This window comes from Bacillus sp. mrc49 (assembly GCF_002803435.1).
The window spans coordinates 297,805-316,720 of sequence record NZ_PHNG01000800.1 but is presented as its reverse complement, the minus strand read 5'-3'; the positions used below and the strand labels follow the sequence as shown (position 1 = coordinate 316,720).

The following is an 18,916-nucleotide window of genomic DNA, read 5'->3' as shown; positions in this document are numbered from 1 at the left end:
GGATCTTGCTTCCCTCTTCATTAGGTATAGAGCTTGGACATACTCACTAAAATAGAGGATCTTGCCGGATGTTTTTGCCTTTCCTTGAATCTTATTTACTCAAGACATCTTTAATTTTCTTTTCAGCGATTTCAAGTTCACCATCGACGCTTTTTCCGCCAACTGTAATTTCATTCACTAATTTCGAAATGGCGCCTGAGCTCGTTATATCTCCCATTTTCGTGTAGTTTTTCCCGCCGACCAGACCAAAGACTTGGATATCGTTAAAGGATGTGGCAATTTCCGTAGATAAATCCCCGAAGGATTTCACCACTTCATTGGCCTGATATGCAGCGTTTTCCGTAACCGCTTTATTGACAGGCTGTGCACCGCCTGGTGACATCAATACCCACTCTGTCATATTTTCCGGCTCTGACAAAAACGCCGTGAATTTTTCTGCCGCCTCTTTTTGTGCATCTTCCAAACCAGAGGAAATGGTGATAGCCGATACCGTACCATACACGGCTTTTGTTTTTTGTTCAGGAATCGCAAAACCAATATTGTCTGCATCGCCTTCAGCATGAACCGAAGGGAGGATATACGTCGAATATAGAGCCATTGGCGTCGTTCCATTCATGAATGCATCTTTTACCTCAGTGGTATCATTTGATCCCGGCATCGTATATTGGGCCAGTTCTTTATAATAGGTTAGCGCGTCCTTCATTGCTTTTTTATTCATATCCAGCTTTCCATTGACATCCAGTACATTGGCATTGTTCGATAGCGCAAATTGAGAGAATGCTTGCTCCGAGAATCCTCCTTCGATGGTCGGCAAGCCGATGCCGTACTTTTTACTGCCGCTGTCCGTAAATGCCTTTGCGACCTTCAGTACATCCTCCCAGTTTTTCGGCTCTTCAAAACCTTTGGAGGCCAGCATATCTTTATTGAACCAAATTCCTTGTACCCAGCCACTAATCGGAATTCCGGTATAACCCTTCCCATCTTCTGGTGTCATTAATTTTAAAGCGCCGTCATAGAAGTCTTTTTCACCCGCTTTCTCAAGCGTTTCGGTAACGGCCTCTTTATCGATAAGCTGCTCTTTATCCATTACCTTTGCGTAGTCCTGGCCAACTTCTAGGACTGCAGGAAGCTTTCCGGCGCTCGCTAACGTGATGATCTTTGTGTTATATGCATCTTCTTGAACCGGAACTTGCTTAATTTTTATGGCCGGGTTTTCTTTCTCGAATTTATCCACCAGCTTGTTGATCACCGCCAGACGCTCTTGTTCAACGGAAGAATGCATGAATTCGATCGTTATGATCTCATCTGTGCCTGTTTTGTTGCTTCCGCTGCAGGCTGATAATACAACGCTTAAAACGAAGATCAACGCTACACTCATGATTTTGAGTTTCATCGGTTTGCCTCCTAGTTACTTGATTTCAACCAAAGGAATTGATAGGGATCCAGTGTTATAGTTTCGGCGAAAGTCACTTCTTCCCCAGTGATCAAATTGACATATTCTCCCGATAATTCGAAACCAACCGGTTCATTCGCAATATTATGAATAATGGTAAGGCTTTCACCGGAGTCGGTGCCCCTCTTGAGTGCAAATATCTTTTCTCCTTTTTCCAAAACCTCCATAGGCACATCCGGATGGAATAAGGCTTCCGCTTTTCTTACTTGAATGATGGTCGTTAATTCGCGATATATCTTGCTTCGCAACGTACCAGGTTTTGTCAGCTCAGCTTCGATTTCTTCCAAACTATACTTTTGACGGTTAATGGAACGGTTCATTCCTGTTTTGGCAACACCATCATAATCATTTCTGGATCCTAATATACTTTGGATGTATATCGCCGGCACTCCTTGAAGTGATAATAAAATGGAATGTGCCGATAAGAACCGTTTCATCCTTAATTCATCATCATCCGCGCGTTTATTTAACGCGTCCAAGTAAGTCACGTTTATTTCGTATGGACTTTGTGTGCCATCAGGATTTTTTTTATAGTTTACCTTTGCTCCTTCTTCTTTAAGATCGGATACGAGCGCAAGAATTTCTTCTTCCGGGATGATGCCGCGAATCGGATTCAAGCCGATGCCGTCGTGAGAAGCGAGGAAATTAAAGAAGGTTGTCTCGTCGCCTGCCGGCTGCAGATTTCTTGCCCAGTTTGTGAGAGCGCTCCCATTGCCCCGGTTGATTGTATATAGCACAAGTGGCGGTAGGGGAAATTGATAAACCATATGTGCTTCATCGCTTCCATTGCCGAAATATGAAATATTATCTTTATGAGGTACATTTGTTTCCGTGATGATGACCGTTCCTTTCGCTACTTCCTCAACAATATCACGGAATAGTTTGATGATTTGATGTGTTTTTTCAAGATGGATGCACGTACTTCCAACTTCCTTCCACATGAATCCTACCGCATCGAGCCGGATATATTCCGCACCGTGCTCAATATAGAATAATAGGACATCGATCATACTCAATAAAACATTTGGGTTTTTGAAGTTCAAATCAATTTGGTCTTCACTGAACGTCGTCCAAATATATTTTTCTGCTCCATCTTCCATTTCGAACTTGGTGAGAACTGGAGTGGATCTTGGTCTCGTTACTGCACTCAGATCTGTGTCAGGTTCCATTTCCGTAAAAAAGTGAGCATATTCTGGATTGCCTTTTATGTATTCTTTAAACCATTCACTCTTTGCCGAAATATGATTGCACACATAATCGAACATGATTCTCGTTTTCTTGGATAGGTTTTCTACATCTCCCCAATCACCTGCTATTGGATTGACCTTCTTATAATCGATGACCGAAAAACCATCATCCGACGAATAGGGATAAAAAGGAAGCAAGTGGACAATTTCGAATTGGTCTGCCAAATAACGATCAAACACCTTCTCGAATGTCGCCAATGCTGGCTTTCCTTCCTCCCGGAATTGATCTGAATACGTAATTAATACCAGATCTTTTTCATCCCATCTTTGCTTTCGTTCTTTATAATGTGTTTGTTTTGCTTTCAATAACTTTTCTTTCAAGCTAGTCCATATATTTTGTGCATCAGATTCCCCATATATTGCAGACAGCCTCTGTTTGATATATTCCATATACGCCTCCTCCTTGGAACCGTTTCCATAAATTGATAGATTGATATTTTGTTCGTGGTACCGCTCCCACAAACAAAATATAATACAGTAAGCGCTTTCTGTCAACGAAAACCAAAAGAGGAATTCCTGATTTTTTTCAATTTTCGCATACTGGCTAAACAGGGCTTTCCCTGCCTGCTCCCTTCCGGTTTTAAAATTTCTATTGCCAGCATTACGATTCACCCATATAATTTACCCTATGAAACCGCTCTCTTTAACATTCATGCACCACATTAACTATTGAACCTTTAAAATTCAGAAGAAAAGATCATACAGAACCATACCAGGAGGGGGAGAACATATTGGGACACACCATTTACGATATTGCCCGTGTTGCAATGGTTTCAAAATCCACCGTGTCACGCGTTCTCAACAATCAAAGCAATATCTCTGAAGAATCGCGTGAACGTGTGTTAAAGGCAATTGAACAACTTAACTATCATCCCAGCAAACTAGCCAGGGCCCTTTCCTCAGGATTTGATGCCATCATGGTACTATCTCGTTCCACCAAAACTACCGCTAATAATCCATTTTTCTCTGATATTATCCATGCCATATCAACCAATGCCGAAGATAAAAACTTCGATGTTATATTACAAACGGCAAAAAACAGCCAGGACGAGCTTCAAAAATGCATCAGGAAAATAAAAGAGAAATTCATAAAAGGGATTATCATGCTAAGTTCCCCTGCAGATGAGAACTTTTTCCAGCAGATAGATCCCTTTAATATCCCTATAGTAGTCATTGGAAAGGTTGAGGGAGATTATAAAAATGTTTTTTCTGTAGATACGAATAACTTTATGGACAGTTATGATTTGACACAGTACTTGATCGATAAAGGACATAGCGATATCGCCTGCCTGCATTCTCCATTGGATTATCATGTATCCATCGATCGCTTGGAAGGATTTAAATCATGCATGATTGCAAATGGCCTCCCGTTAAAGGATGAATGGATCGTGAATAGCGGTTACACCATTGATGCCGCCCATCAATCAGCAAAAAAAATGCTGGGAAATAACCCGCCAACGGCCATTTTTGCCACGGATGATCTTAAAGTGATGAGTATCTATAAGATGGCCGCCGAAAATGGTATTTCCATTCCGGAAGATCTATCCATTGTAGGATACAGCAATTCAAATTTACATCCATTCCTTTCTCCATCTTTGACCTGTAAAGAGATTCCCGTGAGGAAATTAGGAGATGTAGCAACACAAATACTTTTTGCAAAAATCCAGAACAATCCAAACATGAAGCCACATACGATCATTCCAACTGAAAACATCATTCAAAATTCCGTAGCTGAGATTTGAATAATGGCGTTTTCAGGAAGAATCCAAGTAAAATGTGATTACATAAAAAAAAACCGTCCTCCAATGAATGGAGGACGGTTCTTTTCACTCTTGATTTTCATATTCAATCCACGACCGGGAGCCAACCCTTGACCCCAATTAGCTTTTCCCAGAGCGGATCGGGAATGACCAGTTCGGCCTGATCTTCTTTGGAAAGCGTCGTTCGTATTTCCATTTCTTTTCCTGACCTGATTTTTTCGATCCAATGCGGCTCCATCAGTAGCTCCCGGCCAAGGGCGATAAAAGGGACACCCGTTTCCATAGCTTCTGCCACTTCATCGGGAGTATGCAGCTCCCCTACACCGACGACCGGGATGCGGTTACCCACTTTGTCGTATATTTTAACGATTCGTGACTTGGTCCTGTCACTCTCACGGAAGGAACCATTCCAGAAATGGCCTACCGAGATATGCAAGTAATCAAGATTTTGATTCGCCAATCTATCAACAAGCTGCAGCGTATCATCCAAAGTAATTCCGGGATTGCTGCCTTCTTCAGGGGATAAGCGGTAGCCGATGATAAATGGCTTGTTGGCATGCTCAGCAACTGTTTTTTCTACTTCATTCACAACTGTGAGCGGGAAAATCAGCCGTTTGCCTAATGTCCCTCCCCATTTATCGGTACGGCGATTCGAGTGGGGCGAGAAGAACTGTTGGAGCAAGTATGTATTGGCGCCATGGATTTCCACACCATCGAATCCTGCTTCAATCGCCCTTCTTGTCGCTTCTCCAAATGCGGTAATGACTTCTTGTATGTCGTCTTCACTCATTTCCCGCGGTACCGGTGCATCCTCTTTGGAAGCAACGGCGCTGGCTGAAACTGGCTGGTTATCAGGCAATAATTCCGGAGGGCTTTGGCGACCGCCATGATAGATTTGTAAAATGGCTTTTGATCCGTTGGATTGAATCGTTTCCGCCAATTTTTTTAACGATGGGATAAAGGAATCGTCATCTGCACTTAATTGGCCCGGAAACCCTTTTCCGCTTGCCGTGACATAAGCACACGCCGTAATCACTGCGCCTACGCCTGCAGAACGATCGGCGTAGTAAGCCAATTCCGCATCGGTCACTACCCCATGATCATCTGAAGAATAGGTGGTCATCGGGGCCATCATGATCCGGTTGTTCACTTCGACCCCTGATGAAAATTTATATGGTTGAAAAATCTTTTCGTATTTTTGATTCATGCCAATTGTCCCCCTTCACATTCTAATGTTACTGGTGATGATGATGCCCATTCGGTTCTTTAGAAGGATTAGTAATTTCAAAACCTTCTTCAGGTACGTAAAAATATTTGATCCAGACACCGTCAAGAAATTCCTCACGTGAGTCCAGCAAAATATCAATATCTTTATCTGTTTTGACGATTTCATCATGCTCAGCGGGTGTATCCAGCTTCATGTCATAATGAGCATGGTCGCCATGCATATGGGTGATATACACACGGACCATTTTTCCTTTTGCTTCATCCGTGTTCAGCATATTATGTAGAACCTTTGCTGCATTCCGATTAATTTTGCATTTCATATCCATTCCTCCAGCAATAAAATTGTCCGTGTACTCAATTGTACCCAACTTAAGGTAATCCTTAACATCCATTTATACCCTTCCTACTTGAGGCTATACTCATTAAAGGCTTATGATCGGTCTGCCGGGAAGACGATACCGATTTGACGTCTTGCTTCATCCATGATTTCCATCGTCGATAGTGAGTGGGAGAAAGAATTTATATCGGACTCCATTTTCCCCTGCTGTATCAATCCAACGAATTCTTCCGCTTCATAATACATCGACGGCATATCCTGAGTTACCGTAATATTTTCAGCGGTTCCGTCGCGGTACTGGATACTTGCAGCAACCGGTCCTGAAATTTTCTGTATCAGGATGCTTCCAAGTTCCCCCTGAATTTCAGTTGGCTGATCGGATTGGGTGATCTTCGAATACATGACGACTGCTTCCATATCATCGTAAGAAAGCAAGATCGATCCCTGCCCATCAACTCCTGATTCAAGCATCGTTCCTGTTGCCTGCACCTTATTCGGTTTACCGAATAGAACAACAAGCGGATACAGGACATAAATCCCCAAATCCATTAATGAACCACTCGAAAATTCCGGATTGAATGCATTCAGCACTGTACCCTGTTTATACGCATCATAGCGGGAGGAATATTGACAAAAGCTTGCCGTAAAACGGCGTACTTCGCCGATTTTCGCGATATTTTCCTGCACGCTTAGGAAATTTGGCATGATCGTTGATTTCATCGCTTCCATCAATAGCACGCCATTTTGTTGGGCGGCCTCGATCATTTGCTTCACCTCGGCCGCATTTGAGGCCATTGGTTTTTCACATAATACATGCTTCTTAGCTTGTAAAAATAATACTGCCTGCCTGCAATGATGAGAGTTGGGGCTGGCTATATAGACAGCATCGATCGCATCGCTTGCGGCCATTTCCTCCAAATTCGTAAAAATCGTCGACACTCCATATTTCCCGGCAAATTCCTTTGCCTTCTCTTCCGTCCGTGAATATACCGCCGTTAACGATAGATCCGCTACATGCTTTGCACCCTCCAAAAATCGTTCCGTGATCCAATTTGTTCCTATTACCCCTATTCGTATCAACAGCCTATCCCCTTTCAAGCTAACTTATTATGTACTCAATATACCGACAATTCATAAAAAAACAAAACATAATGATTAACGGCAACGGTTCAAATTGGATTTTTCAGGCAATATTCGTATATAATTTCCTATATTACCACTGCCATGAAGTTTCTACATACTCCCTAAAGGGGAAAGAAAACTAAAAAAGGAGCGTGTGAAGGTTATGTCAGATTTAATGAAAAATAAGGTGGCCATCATTACCGGCGGAGGATCGGGAATTGGCCGGGGGGCAGCACTGAAGCTAGCTGAAAACGGTGCGAACATCATCTTTTTCGATCGCACCGTGGAAAAGGCTGAAAAGGTGAAGGAAGAGGTTGAAAATCTCGGACGGGAAGCGTTAATCATTAAAACCGATGTATCAAAGCCGGAGCAAGTGGAACATGCCTTCAAGGCTGCCTATGACCATTTCGGGAAAATTGACTTCGTATTCGCTAATGCAGGCATCAACGGTGTGATTGCCCCAATTGAAGACATCAAACCAGAAGATTGGGATCAAACGCACACCATTAACCTAAAAGGTACCTTTCTCACCATCAAATACGCCATTCCATATATGAAAGAAACGGGCGGCAGCATCGTCATCAACAGCTCCATCAATGGTAATCGATTTTTCAAGAACTTTGGTTTTTCCGCCTATAGCGCCTCCAAAGCTGGACAGGTCGCGTTCGGTAAAATGGCAGCTCTCGAATTGGCAAAATATAAAATCAGGGTCAATACCATTTGCCCAGGGTCAATTGATACGAATATCCACGACAATACTTTCCCTGAAGATGAACACTTAGAGAAAATCAGGATACCCATCGAATATCCTCAGGGCTCACAGCCGTTAGCCAATAAAGCGGGAACCACCGAGCAGGCTGGTGACCTTGTATTATTTTTAGCTTCTGACATGTCCTCCCACGTCACTGGCACGGAAGTTTATATCGACGGAGCAGAATCGCTATTATAATCCATGAAACCTTAACAAAAAGAGCTGAAATCCCACCAAGGGACTTCAGCTCTTTAGCTGTTTTAAGCGACCTGTCTTAAGCCGCGGCGTGCAAGAATTAAGTAAGCGAGCATGGCGATCGCATGACAGCTTACCATCACAATTCCCATAGGCAGGGGTGATTCGCCAGAACCCAATCCCACCAAAGGAGCCATGAGTGAGCCCAGTATGAAAGGCAGCAATCCAATCAAGGCCGATGCACTGCCTGCCGTTTTTTTCTGATTTTGCATCGCTAACGAAAAACTCGTCGTACCGACGATGCCGACGCTTGAAACCGAGAGGAACAGAGCGATTAGAATCCCTGCTAACCCTATCTCGAAAAGTACTGAGGCAATAAGGAAAACCCCGCCAAACAGGGCAAGACATAATCCGATTTGAAGGAGTTTTTCTTCTTTCACCCTTCCTGCCAGCTTTCCTGCCACTTGAGAGGCAATGATGATTCCCACTCCATTCATTGCAAAAATCAAGCTGAATGTCTGTGGGGAAACGCCATATATGTTCTGGAGGACAAAGGGAGAACCGGAAATATAAGCGAACATGGCAGCACTTATGAAGCCTTGTGAAAGGGCATAGCCCATAAACACACGGTCACCCACTAAATTCCCAAAAGTCCTGAGTGTGTCATATATACCCCCGGCGCTCCTGAGATTAGGCGATAAAGTTTCCTTTATCCCGAAAAAGGCAGCGGCAACCATCAGGACACCTAATATCGCAATCACCAGGAAAACGCCGCGCCAAGAAGTGAACTGTAAAAGCTGTCCCCCAAACACAGGAGCCAAAATCGGCGCCGCCCCATTAACCAGCATGAGCATGGAGAAGAATTTGGTCAAATCCGTTCCTGAAAATAAATCACGGACGATGGCCCTTGAAATGACGATGCCCCCCGCTCCCGCAACGCCTTGGATAAAACGTAATAATAATAGCAACTCTATCGTTGGAGCAAAGGCACATAACAAAGATGAAAGGCCATAAACCGATAAAGAAATGATTAACGGTGTGCGCCTTCCTTTCGCATCGCTTAGCGGCCCCAAATAAATTTGGCCAAGTGCCAACCCTAACAAGCAGGCAGTCAAACTCAGCTGTGCCAGGGAGGTACTGCTTTTCAGATCATCCGCCAGTGTAGGGAGACCTGGTAAATACATATCCAGTGACAGCGGTCCAATCGCTGCAAAAGAACCTAGCATAAGTGCCAAAAGCAGCCTTTTGGATTTAGTCATTTCGTCACCTGTCGATATCGTTTCCTTCATTTCAATCATTCGTTAACCTATCCCTTTCAACTAATTGTTTTTCGCTATCTTCATTTTACAAAAGATCGGAACAATTTACGATAAGTATGCCTCCCTTGATCTGGAATTCTCCCGATGTGGTTGCCTATCGCTTGTCTACCTTTGCTGCAAAACTGCGAAATTCATCTGAAATATACTTCGCCCAAATCCCTAATTGGAATATAAATCCATTTCAGTGTATTTTTCAGTACTGGCCTTAAAAAATGACCCCATTTTGGAGTCATTTCAGATGATAAACTGCCTACACAGCATTTTTCAAAGGCCGTTCTCCGATTTTTCCGACCTTCCCCGCACTTTTTACGTCCGTCCGCTGATTATGCTTTATTCAACAATACTAAATTCCGGGGGGTGTCTCCCGCCAATCCATCCGCCAGATTTTGCACAGCCAGGGCTGCCATTTTCAGTCTTGTGGCAATGCTGGCACTCCCGATATGCGGTAATGTAACCAGATTGGACAATGTTAGCAGCGGGTGATCGACAGGAACGGGTTCATCTTCAAATACATCCAGCCCTGCTGCCCAGATTTCACGATTCTTCAAGGCATGATATAATGCCTTTTCATCAATGATCCCGCCTCTTGCGGTATTTATGAGCACACTCGTCTCCTTCATTAATTTCAGCTGCTCCTTGCCAATCATATAAGCGGTATCCTGTGTAAGCGGGAGCATGACACACACAAAATCGGATACTTGAAGCAGCTTTTCAAGCGGGAGATAGTCCATGCCCAACTTCTTTTCCTGTTCATATTTACGGCTTCGATTAAAATAAACCAAATTCATATCAAAGCCCTTCGCTCTTTTGGCCAGTGCTTCCCCTATCCTTCCCAAGCCAATGATTCCCAATGTTGCACCGTGTACATCTTGCCCAGTCAGCTGCATGGGAGACCATGTTTCCCATTTTCCGCTTCTTAAATAATCGGCTGCCTCCATCATCCTTCTTGCCGTCGCCAGCAGCAAACCAAAGGTTAGGTCAGCTGTCGTTTCCGTCAATACCCCAGGTGTGTTCGTTACCATGATGCCCCGTTCCGTGGCACTGTGCACATCGATATTATTGTGGCCGACTGCCATATTGGCGATTATTTTCAACTTAACCGCCCGATCGATCAGTGACTTATCAATTTGTTCCGTCAACAGGCAAAGCAGCCCATCCACTTCCTTCACTTCTTCTTCAAGGACTTCCCTTGGTACCGGTATCTCCTCTTCCTCCCACATCCTGATATCATGATCCCTTCTTAAACCTTCGATGATTTGTTCCGGCAATTTCCTTGTAATATAGATTTTCGGCCTCACTTGATAACCTCCTATACTGATTCATTCGATTCACCCATAAAAATCCATAATCGGACAGTTCATCCAGATCATATGGGAGCTTCTTCTTGACAGTTTCCTTTCAATCAACTAATCATAGAATAACAAAGTCTTAATATTTCGTCATTTCACTAGTTTGCCAATTTGTTTATCTTTAGGAGGATACCGTACGTTCATGAAAACGAATGCAGATTTTGAAATTCATCCAATCATCGCTCCAAGCGCTTTATCTTTAAAAAGCATAAACTTTTACTTAGTGAAAAAGGAAGAAGCTTTAACATTGATCGATGCAGGCATGAATGATGATACTTGCTGGAATGCATTGCAGCACACATTGAAGGAAAATGATTTGAACATTGGGGATATCACGGATATCTGGTTGACCCACCATCATGGAGATCATGTTGGTTTGGTCAATAAGATTACTGAGCGCTACCCGATTCCCGTATATGCCCATCCTAAAGCCGTTCCTCGCCTAAAACGAGATCCCGATTTCTTAAGCATGCGAATTGAATTTTATAAACAGCTTTATCTGGAGATGGGCTGTGGTGAACTTGGCGATAAACAGGTGGCTTACCTTTTCAACGCGGTCGACCATAATAAAGATCAAAAGTTGAATGGCGACATCATTGGAATCACTGAAAAGCACTTGTTTGACTTTGAGGTGATCGAATTTCCCGGGCATGCCCCGGACCAAATCGCCTTTCTTGATCCAAAAGGAAATCGACTGCTTTCCGGTGATTTATTGATCGAGCATATTTCAAGTAACGCCTTGATCGAACCTGATGATAAGGGCAATAGAATGCTGACTCTTGTCGAACATATCGACTCTTTGAAGCGATGTTTGGCATTACAGGTCGATCTCCTCCTGCCTGGCCACGGGAATATCATCGAACAACCAAGTCGTTTGATTGAAAAAAGGCTCAAGGGCATCGAAAGGAAATCACAAAAGATCTTGTCCATGATAGAAAGCGGTATATCTTCAGGAAATGAGCTGGCAAAGGCATTTTACAGGCAAAAGTATGTATCCCAATTCCCGCTTGTCATGTCAGAAATCATCGGTCACTTGGATTATTTGGAATACCAGGGGAAAATCACGAAGAAAGTCATCGGAAAAGTGGTTCATTATCAAGCGATGTAATCATCAAAAAGGCTGAAATCCATTAAAGATTTCAGCCTTCTTTTTTTGCACTCTCACACGCACACTACAACCTGTCTCGAGAAAATCCCCTTCCTCGCTACACAACGATCGGCAATTTCAAACCCTGCTTCACCAATCATCTGATCCATCGTGTCAATCGTCACGACAACGACTTTGTCAGCGAAACGTCTTGCATGTTTAAGGATCGAGAGCTGATCCTCCGGTGTCGCATGCGTATATAAATTGTAGGGCATATCAATGATCGCCACATCATAGTTACTGGTAACCTCTGAAATCGGACCTGTGGTTACTTCGCCCTCAAGTCCAAAATAGGCAATATTCTCCCTTGAGCCGTCTGTAACAAGCGGATTGATATCTCGCCCAACAATATTTATCCCCATTGATAGCGCTTCTACCAATACGGTACCAATCCCGCAGCATGGATCGATGGCCTTCACTCCATCAGGATGTGGAACGGCTATGTTCGCAATGGCCCTTGCCACCCTCGTGCTAAGGGCAGTTGAATATTCCCGAGGCTTCTTCATATGATGTAACCAAATTGCATCAGGTTTGACATACTCGCCAAAATACCAACGCCCGCCGAGGGGCACGATTCCGAAGACCTGATCAGGATTGCGTACATCCGCCTCCGCTTGGATGTGCCAGCCAATCTCTCGTTCGATTTCACGCTGCCCACCATAATCTATTTTTTCTTCTTCATTTAAATCATTGATTTTTACGAATAGCACTTTGAACGTTGAATCCGGCAAATGAATGGTCTTTACTTGCTCAACGATTTCGGAGATGCTCTCCCCTTCGAACATGACATCCACACGCCCTTTTATAAAAGGACTTCTGCTCGGTTCAATTTTTATATCGCTTTTCAAAATGTTTCCTTCCGTTTCAAAACCAAAGAACGAGCGCATCTCCATTTTGGATAATGAGCGTTCGTCAGGGGTGCACGTAAACGTATATATATAGGCCGGTATCCGGCTATGATTAGTCAATCCATTCCCATCCTTCATTTTCTTTAGATTATATCTTTCTATCAAACATAGCCGTAATGGTATAGAAAAGCAAATGGAATCGCACAAAAAAACTTGAAGGCTCCATGGTGTTTTTGCCCAATTTCATTCAACATCTAAAGAAAAGGGAACGTTCAATCCAATTTATGCAGCTGGCCATTGATATATTTGGCACGATTCTCTATGAATTTCAGGATGAAATCAGGCTCATTATCAAAAATATCCTGATTATCTTTAATATATGGATCTTTCGGGACATATGGGCTTATTTGGTCATGCAACCCGATAATGATGGGTTTCATATGACCTACGTTAAATCGCGTGTCCATAATCTCTTTTAGAAGACTTTGATATTGAAGACGAAATGCCCTTATATCGAGGATTCTGGCAGTCAATGTATTAAACCCCCCGATGCCCACATAGTCCTCTTCCATCACTTCCCCATTGACATCCCTTCCCCACGTCGCATCATAATCCCACGGGATGATTTCAAACAGTCCTGTAGCACCATTTCGGTACAAGGCATAGTTATGAACGAATCCATCATAGTTTTGCGTGAAGATGACGCCTGCCAGCCAGCGCAAGTACTTTTCCACATCGATATATTTTACGATTTCCTTTTCAAAATCCACTCTTGAAATGGTATTGATTTGGATGAGCAATTCCTGTAAATATAATTCATCTTTTGCAGTGCCGCATTTTTTTTGATAGCCCATCTCCAAAGATTTTTTGATTCCTTTATCCAAATCGCTCATTAAGGAAAAATTGGCATCGCCGTCCACTGCATAGAAGATGGAACCTTCCGGAAGATTCCTTTGCTTCAAGTAATATTCATCCACGGACTCCAGTTCCAGATATATCCCCTCATCCCGCCCGTTAAGATTCAAGTGTACGAACTGGGATTTAGGCGCCAAGGTTCCGATATCCGCAAAAAAGTCCAGCGATAATTTATTTCTCAGTAACGATTTATCGTTATATTCAGCATTCAAATGAATCTCTTTTGCTCCCTTGAATATATGTGGTTTATAAAAAACTACATGATAGGACTTTTTCCGAAATTCCCGGATATGCGAGCCACGGTAAACAATATCAATATCCAGCTTCTTTTTGTTGATGGTTAGCTTTGCAGGCAGCGGATCATTGCACCATATATCCCTGCGCAGTTCCATTAAATTAACAGGTGGAATAAACAGCTGATACATAGGCAGCTTCTTGTCAGCATTCATATAACCCTTCCCTTTCACTTTCCTATTAAAATATGGAAAAAAGTGAAGGACGTCACCAAAATGCAACTATTTTTTTACAGGCTGTGCGATTATCTTTAGCACATTACGTACAAGCAGCATAGTTTATCGTATGGAAAGGGGGATTATTATTATGTCAAACTTCATTCGTGATATACAAAATGCTGTTGATAGGGCCAATTCGATGGGATTGGGCGATTTCATGTTCAAGGACCCACGCTCAAAAGGGCGCTCGTCACGTAAAAACGATAAAAAAAGACGTTCTACTTGCAGCACTAAGCGTTGCACAAGCAGGAAACGGTCCACTTGCGGCACGAAACGCCGCTCTAGCAAGAAACGGTCAACACGCAACACACAAAGACGTTCTTGCTGGAAACGGAGCTCAACTCGCGGCACGCAAAGGCGCTCAAGCAGAAACAGGAAATCAACAGGCTGCAAAAAAAGGAACACTTGCAGGAAACGGTGTTCCTCCCACAAGCGCGGATGCCACGGCAGCGGCAGCATTAAGTTCAAGAAAAAATGGAAATGGAACTTCTAGTTTCATGACGTCTTCTCGTGTAATTGGACAATGTTAAAAGAAGAAGAGACGTGTTCTTTAACGTCTCTTTTTTTGATTCCATGTACAATTGGGTTTTCAATAAATAAAAAAGATGCTGCCGACTTCATGTTTCGGCAGCATCCTTCCTTTTTCCTTATTTGTCGGAGACCAGTGCGAACTGTGCATACACATCCTTCAGACCTGCTTGGATGGCTTGACCAGCCTTCCCGCGATAATGCATTTGTACACGATCGATCAATTCCTCGATACCATCTTTCAGGCAATAACCACGCAGCAGCTGCCGAATGAATTCCCTGCCATGCTCTGTAGCGAGCGTGCAGGACGCCTCGACGATGACACCATATTTAAAGTCCAGCTCCAATGTGATCGTGATGGAATCATATAAATTTCTCGCTGCCATCCCTTGTGGAAGTTTTGCATGCCCTGCAATGAAATATGTGTTCATCTCTGGTCTCCTCTATCTATATTTAATGTACGGAAGCTTTCTCGAAGGGCCATGCAGGCAATTTCTTACGAAGCTCTTTATCCTGTCTGTAGCCTAGTGCGTATTCACCCTGCATCATCGTATGGATTTCACGGGTTCCCTCGTAAATGACCGGAGCTTTCGAATTCCGCAAAAAGCGTTCGACCGGGTATTCATCGGAATAGCCATAGGCACCGTGGATTTGAACGGCATCATTGGCAGCTTCGTTAGCTGCATTGCATGAAATCCACTTAGCAAGGGATGTTTCCTTCGTATTCCGTTTTCCTTGGTTTTTCAACGTACCCGCTTTAAAGACCAGTAATCGGGAAATCTCCAAATTTGCCGTCATCTTGGCAATCATTTGTTGGACAAGCTGATGCCTGCCGATCTCCTTGCCGAATGTACTGCGTTCATGGCAATACTTCAAGCTTGCTTCGAGGCTTGCTTCGATTAATCCTACAGCACCCGCGGCCACCGTAAAACGGCCGCTGTCCAAAGCCGACATGGATATTTTAAAGCCCTCGCCTTCTTCCCCAAGCCTATTCGCTGCCGGAACTTTTACATCCGTTAAAAAGACTTCCCCTGTATTTCCCGCGCGAATTCCCAGTTTTCCCTTGATGGCCTTGGATTCCACTCCCTCAAAAGTCCGTTCCACGATAAATGCCGTAATGCCTTTTGAGCCAAGATCATGATCAGTCTTGGCAAAAATGAGGAAATGATCGGCATAATCACAGAGGGAAATCCATGTTTTCGATCCGTTCAAAATATAATGATCACCTACACGTCTGGCAGTAGATTTCATTGCGGCCACATCAGACCCTGCATTCGGTTCAGTCAGGCCAAAAGCGCCAATCTTCGTCCCTTTTGCCTGCGGAACTAAATATTTCCGTTTTTGTTCTTCGGAACCCCATTGCAGCAGCGTCATGCTATTCAACCCTGTATGTACCGATACCGCGGTTCTGTACGCCGTATCGCCCCGCTCCAGCTCTTCGCAAACGATGGCCAAGGTATTATAATCCATACCCACCCCGCCATACTCTTCGGGGATGCAAACGCCCATCAACTGTAATTCCGCCAATCGTTTTAAGATATGTGGCTGAAATTGACCTTGCCTATCCCACTCTTGGATATATGGGATGATTTCCTTATCCACGAATTTCCTGACCACTTTTTTTACACTTTGCTGCTCTTCTGTTAATTCGAAATTCATCATCAAGATTCCTCCTAGATAATTTTATTTTGCTTGAATTTGTCGATTTGACCGGGATCATACCCCAGTTGAGTCAAAATGACATCGGTATGCTCACCATACAGCGGCGGATGCTTCCTCATCGTGACCGGCGTTTTGGATAGGTTCAGGGGCGATCCGACCATCCTCAGGCCGTCGATGGTCGGATGCTCCATTTCCACAAGCATGCCTCTGGCACTGATTTGTGGATCCTCAAACATCTCTGCGATATCATAAATCGGACCATTCGGTATCCCAGCAGCATCAAACAGCTCTTTCCACTCTTTTTTTGTCTTTGTTTTCAATGACTCTTCCAAAATCGGCACTAATTCTTCCTTGTTCAGCAAGCGCTTTTCATTATGCTTAAACCGCTGCTGTTCCGCTAACTCAGGTCTGCCAATAACAGCCGCGAATCGCCTGAACTGCTCGTCATTCCCCACCGCCACGACAAGCTCTCCATCACTTGTAGGAAACGTTTGATATGGAACGATATTGGGATGCTGGTTCCCCATTCGTCGTGGAGTCAGCCCGTTGAATAAATAGTTGCTCGCGACATTCACTAGCGAAGAAACCTGACAATCCATTAGCGAAATATCAATCTCCTGCCCTTGCCCCGATTCATTCCTATGATGCAGGGCTGATAAAATGCCAATGCATGTATACAAGCCAGTCAAGATGTCTGCTATGGCCACACCGACTTTCACGGGACTTCCATCCTTTTCCCCGGTTATGCTCATCAACCCGCTCATCGCCTGAATGATATAATCATAGCCCGGTAACCCCTTATAAGGACCGGTTAAGCCAAACCCCGTGATCGAGGCCATGATCAGTTTGGGATTGCATTCCTTTAACTCCCTATAACCTAAGCCCATCTTCTCCAATGTACCGGTCTTGAAATTTTGAACCACAATATCCCCGGACGAGATCAGCTTTTGAAAAATCTCTTTCCCTTGCTCAGATTTCAAATTCAAAGTCACGCTCTGCTTATTTCGATTGGCGCATAAATAGTAGGCGCTTTCCCCGCCTGAGAATGGGGGTCCCCATCCTCTTGTTTCATCACCTGATTCATGATGTTCAATTTTAATTACTTCCGCTCCCAAATCACCAAGGATCATCGAACAAAACGGCCCTGCCAAAACACGGGAAACATCAATGATCCTGACTCCATCCAAAGCACCGCTCATACCATCACCCCTTTCAAATTTTTCCCGGATACACAAAAGAGCCAGTAAAACAAACAATGCCATCACATTGTACGTTTCACTGACCCTTATCCACGCACTGTCTTCCTGCAAAGGAAGATCAAGTGAACCAAGTCAATTTTTATAAATTCCAGTTTTAGGACAAGCCGGCCATGCAGCAAGGTAGGAAGCTTGCTGTCATCGGTTTGGTAAATTAAGTATAAGATAATTATTTGAATTTTTCAATAATAATGAATTTCTTTTTGTCGGATGACGCATGCATCAAAAGTTATTGTGATTGAAATTGCCTTTACCCTTGAAGAGTGTGATGATATTGGTATGAACGAACGCCTCGAAAGGAGATGGCAAAATGGAAAAGATAAAAAGCGAAATAGTGGAAACCATCAAGAAATATTCGACCATCATCATACATCGCCATGTTGATCCGGACCCGGATGCCCTGGGGGCACAAGTCGGCATAAAGCATTTATTGAAGCACTCCTTCCCGTCTAAGGAAATCTTTGTGGTAGGCGAGGAAGTCGATAAGCTTCTTTTCATCGGAAAAATGGATATCATTCCTGATAATATATACGAAGGCGCCTTAGTGATTGTTTGTGATACTGCCAACCTTTCGAGGATCAGTGATTCCCGCTTTCGTTTAGGTGACATGCTGATTAAAATCGACCACCACCCCGATTACGAGCCATTTGGCGACCTCTCTTGGGTCGACGCTTCCTATAGCTCTGCAAGTGAAATGCTGACGGATTTGTCCTTGGAATTTCCAGATGATTTTGCAATGAATAAAGAAACGGCTAAATCCTTTTATACAGGGATACTTAGTGATACAGGTAATTTCATGAATGGAAAAATCACTCCACGAACATTAAATTTGGTTTCTCGATTGAGAGCTTATGATTTTCAACCGGAACGAATTCACAACTTTCTCCAGGTAAAGTCGAAAAACTCTTCCAGGCTTCAAAAAGACATCCTCATGAGCTTCAAGGTTTCTGATAAAGGAGTTGCTTACTTCATCATTACCGAGGATTTGCTGAAATTGTATAACATGGACCGAAACGAAGCTTCGAATTTAGTTAATACGCTATCAAGTGTCAGGGCCAACAAGATTTGGGTATTTTTCATTGAATATCCTGGGAAAATCCGTGTCAGGATCCGTTCACGCACCACCCCCATTGACTCGGTGGCTCGGCAATTCAATGGCGGAGGACATCCGCTGGCCTCTGGTGCCTCCATTGATTCCTGGGAGGAAGTAGATCAGGTGATTCAAGCATTGAATCAAGTTTGTCCATGACAGGCAATTATTTCGGCGTAATTTCAAATAATTCGTCCT

Annotated in this window: 17 protein-coding genes; 5 read left to right on the top strand and 12 right to left on the bottom strand. The window is 43.6% G+C overall.

Annotated elements, in window-relative coordinates:
• Positions 1–91 precede the first annotated feature (91 nt).
• Positions 92–1,393, bottom strand: a complete 1,302-nt coding sequence (locus CVN76_RS27855; RefSeq protein ID WP_100533889.1) for an ABC transporter substrate-binding protein — start codon at positions 1,391–1,393, stop codon at positions 92–94.
• An 11-nt stretch (positions 1,394–1,404) separates the two neighbouring features.
• Positions 1,405–3,090, bottom strand: coding sequence for an alpha-amylase family glycosyl hydrolase (locus CVN76_RS27850; protein WP_100534219.1), 1,686 nt, complete (start codon positions 3,088–3,090; stop codon positions 1,405–1,407).
• A gap of 341 nt (positions 3,091–3,431) precedes the next feature.
• Here CVN76_RS27850 and CVN76_RS27845 point away from each other — a divergent pair, with 341 nt between their 5' ends.
• The gene (locus CVN76_RS27845; RefSeq protein WP_100533888.1) at positions 3,432–4,442 is read left to right on the top strand and encodes a LacI family DNA-binding transcriptional regulator; all 1,011 of its coding nucleotides are present in this window, start codon (positions 3,432–3,434) and stop codon (positions 4,440–4,442) included.
• 103 nt (positions 4,443–4,545) lie between these two features.
• On the opposite strand, the gene CVN76_RS27840 is transcribed toward CVN76_RS27845, so the two are convergent.
• The 3 genes from CVN76_RS27840 to CVN76_RS27830 form a co-directional block, all read right to left on the bottom strand.
• Positions 4,546–5,667, bottom strand: coding sequence for an NADH-dependent flavin oxidoreductase (locus tag CVN76_RS27840; RefSeq protein ID WP_100533887.1), 1,122 nt, complete (start codon positions 5,665–5,667; stop codon positions 4,546–4,548).
• A gap of 28 nt (positions 5,668–5,695) precedes the next feature.
• Positions 5,696–6,007, bottom strand: coding sequence for a heme biosynthesis protein HemY (locus CVN76_RS27835; RefSeq protein ID WP_100534218.1), 312 nt, complete (start codon positions 6,005–6,007; stop codon positions 5,696–5,698).
• 110 nt (positions 6,008–6,117) lie between these two features.
• Positions 6,118–7,104: a Gfo/Idh/MocA family protein gene (locus CVN76_RS27830; protein WP_100533886.1), complete on the bottom strand. Its 987-nt coding sequence runs from the start codon at positions 7,102–7,104 to the stop codon at positions 6,118–6,120.
• 205 nt (positions 7,105–7,309) lie between these two features.
• Here CVN76_RS27830 and CVN76_RS27825 point away from each other — a divergent pair, with 205 nt between their 5' ends.
• Complete coding sequence (locus CVN76_RS27825) at positions 7,310–8,095, top strand: SDR family oxidoreductase (protein ID WP_061142467.1); 786 nt, start codon at positions 7,310–7,312, stop codon at positions 8,093–8,095.
• A gap of 62 nt (positions 8,096–8,157) precedes the next feature.
• Here the strand turns inward: CVN76_RS27825 and CVN76_RS27820 are convergent, their stop codons facing one another.
• Together CVN76_RS27820 and CVN76_RS27815 are read right to left on the bottom strand one after the other, a co-directional pair.
• Positions 8,158–9,381: a multidrug effflux MFS transporter gene (locus CVN76_RS27820; protein WP_100534217.1), complete on the bottom strand. Its 1,224-nt coding sequence runs from the start codon at positions 9,379–9,381 to the stop codon at positions 8,158–8,160.
• Between the two features lie 353 nt (positions 9,382–9,734).
• A complete protein-coding gene (locus tag CVN76_RS27815; protein ID WP_100533885.1) occupies positions 9,735–10,709 on the bottom strand; it encodes a 2-hydroxyacid dehydrogenase in 975 nt (324 codons plus the stop codon).
• Between the two features lie 193 nt (positions 10,710–10,902).
• Between CVN76_RS27815 and CVN76_RS27810 the strand changes: the two genes are divergently transcribed.
• Complete coding sequence (locus CVN76_RS27810) at positions 10,903–11,868, top strand: MBL fold metallo-hydrolase (RefSeq protein ID WP_100533884.1); 966 nt, start codon at positions 10,903–10,905, stop codon at positions 11,866–11,868.
• A gap of 53 nt (positions 11,869–11,921) precedes the next feature.
• Here CVN76_RS27810 and CVN76_RS27805 read toward each other — a convergent pair whose 3' ends face one another.
• Positions 11,922–12,893, bottom strand: a complete 972-nt coding sequence (locus CVN76_RS27805; RefSeq protein ID WP_442857609.1) for a TRM11 family SAM-dependent methyltransferase — start codon at positions 12,891–12,893, stop codon at positions 11,922–11,924.
• Positions 12,894–13,027: 134 nt separating this feature from the next.
• The gene (locus CVN76_RS27800; RefSeq protein ID WP_100533882.1) at positions 13,028–14,119 is read right to left on the bottom strand and encodes a CotH kinase family protein; all 1,092 of its coding nucleotides are present in this window, start codon (positions 14,117–14,119) and stop codon (positions 13,028–13,030) included.
• A 130-nt stretch (positions 14,120–14,249) separates the two neighbouring features.
• Here CVN76_RS27800 and CVN76_RS27795 point away from each other — a divergent pair, with 130 nt between their 5' ends.
• Positions 14,250–14,675 (top strand): CotG/ExsB N-terminal domain-containing protein, encoded by a 426-nt coding sequence (locus CVN76_RS27795; protein WP_442857608.1) that lies wholly within the window; start codon positions 14,250–14,252, stop codon positions 14,673–14,675.
• A gap of 154 nt (positions 14,676–14,829) precedes the next feature.
• On the opposite strand, the gene CVN76_RS27790 is transcribed toward CVN76_RS27795, so the two are convergent.
• Genes CVN76_RS27790 through CVN76_RS27780 form a run of 3 tightly spaced genes read right to left on the bottom strand, consistent with a single transcriptional unit; the run spans position 14,830 to position 17,571 of the window.
• Positions 14,830–15,141 carry a DUF3870 domain-containing protein gene (locus CVN76_RS27790; RefSeq protein WP_100533880.1) on the bottom strand — a complete coding sequence of 104 codons (312 nt, stop codon included), beginning with the start codon at positions 15,139–15,141 and terminating at the stop codon, positions 14,830–14,832.
• Between the two features lie 22 nt (positions 15,142–15,163).
• Entirely contained in the window at positions 15,164–16,369 is a 1,206-nt protein-coding gene (locus tag CVN76_RS27785) for an acyl-CoA dehydrogenase family protein (RefSeq protein ID WP_100534216.1), read from the bottom strand.
• Positions 16,370–16,383: 14 nt separating this feature from the next.
• The gene (locus tag CVN76_RS27780) at positions 16,384–17,571 is read right to left on the bottom strand and encodes a CaiB/BaiF CoA transferase family protein (protein ID WP_100533879.1); all 1,188 of its coding nucleotides are present in this window, start codon (positions 17,569–17,571) and stop codon (positions 16,384–16,386) included.
• A 367-nt stretch (positions 17,572–17,938) separates the two neighbouring features.
• Here CVN76_RS27780 and CVN76_RS27775 point away from each other — a divergent pair, with 367 nt between their 5' ends.
• Positions 17,939–18,877, top strand: a complete 939-nt coding sequence (locus CVN76_RS27775) for a DHH family phosphoesterase (protein ID WP_100533878.1) — start codon at positions 17,939–17,941, stop codon at positions 18,875–18,877.
• Positions 18,878–18,916 lie beyond the last annotated feature (39 nt).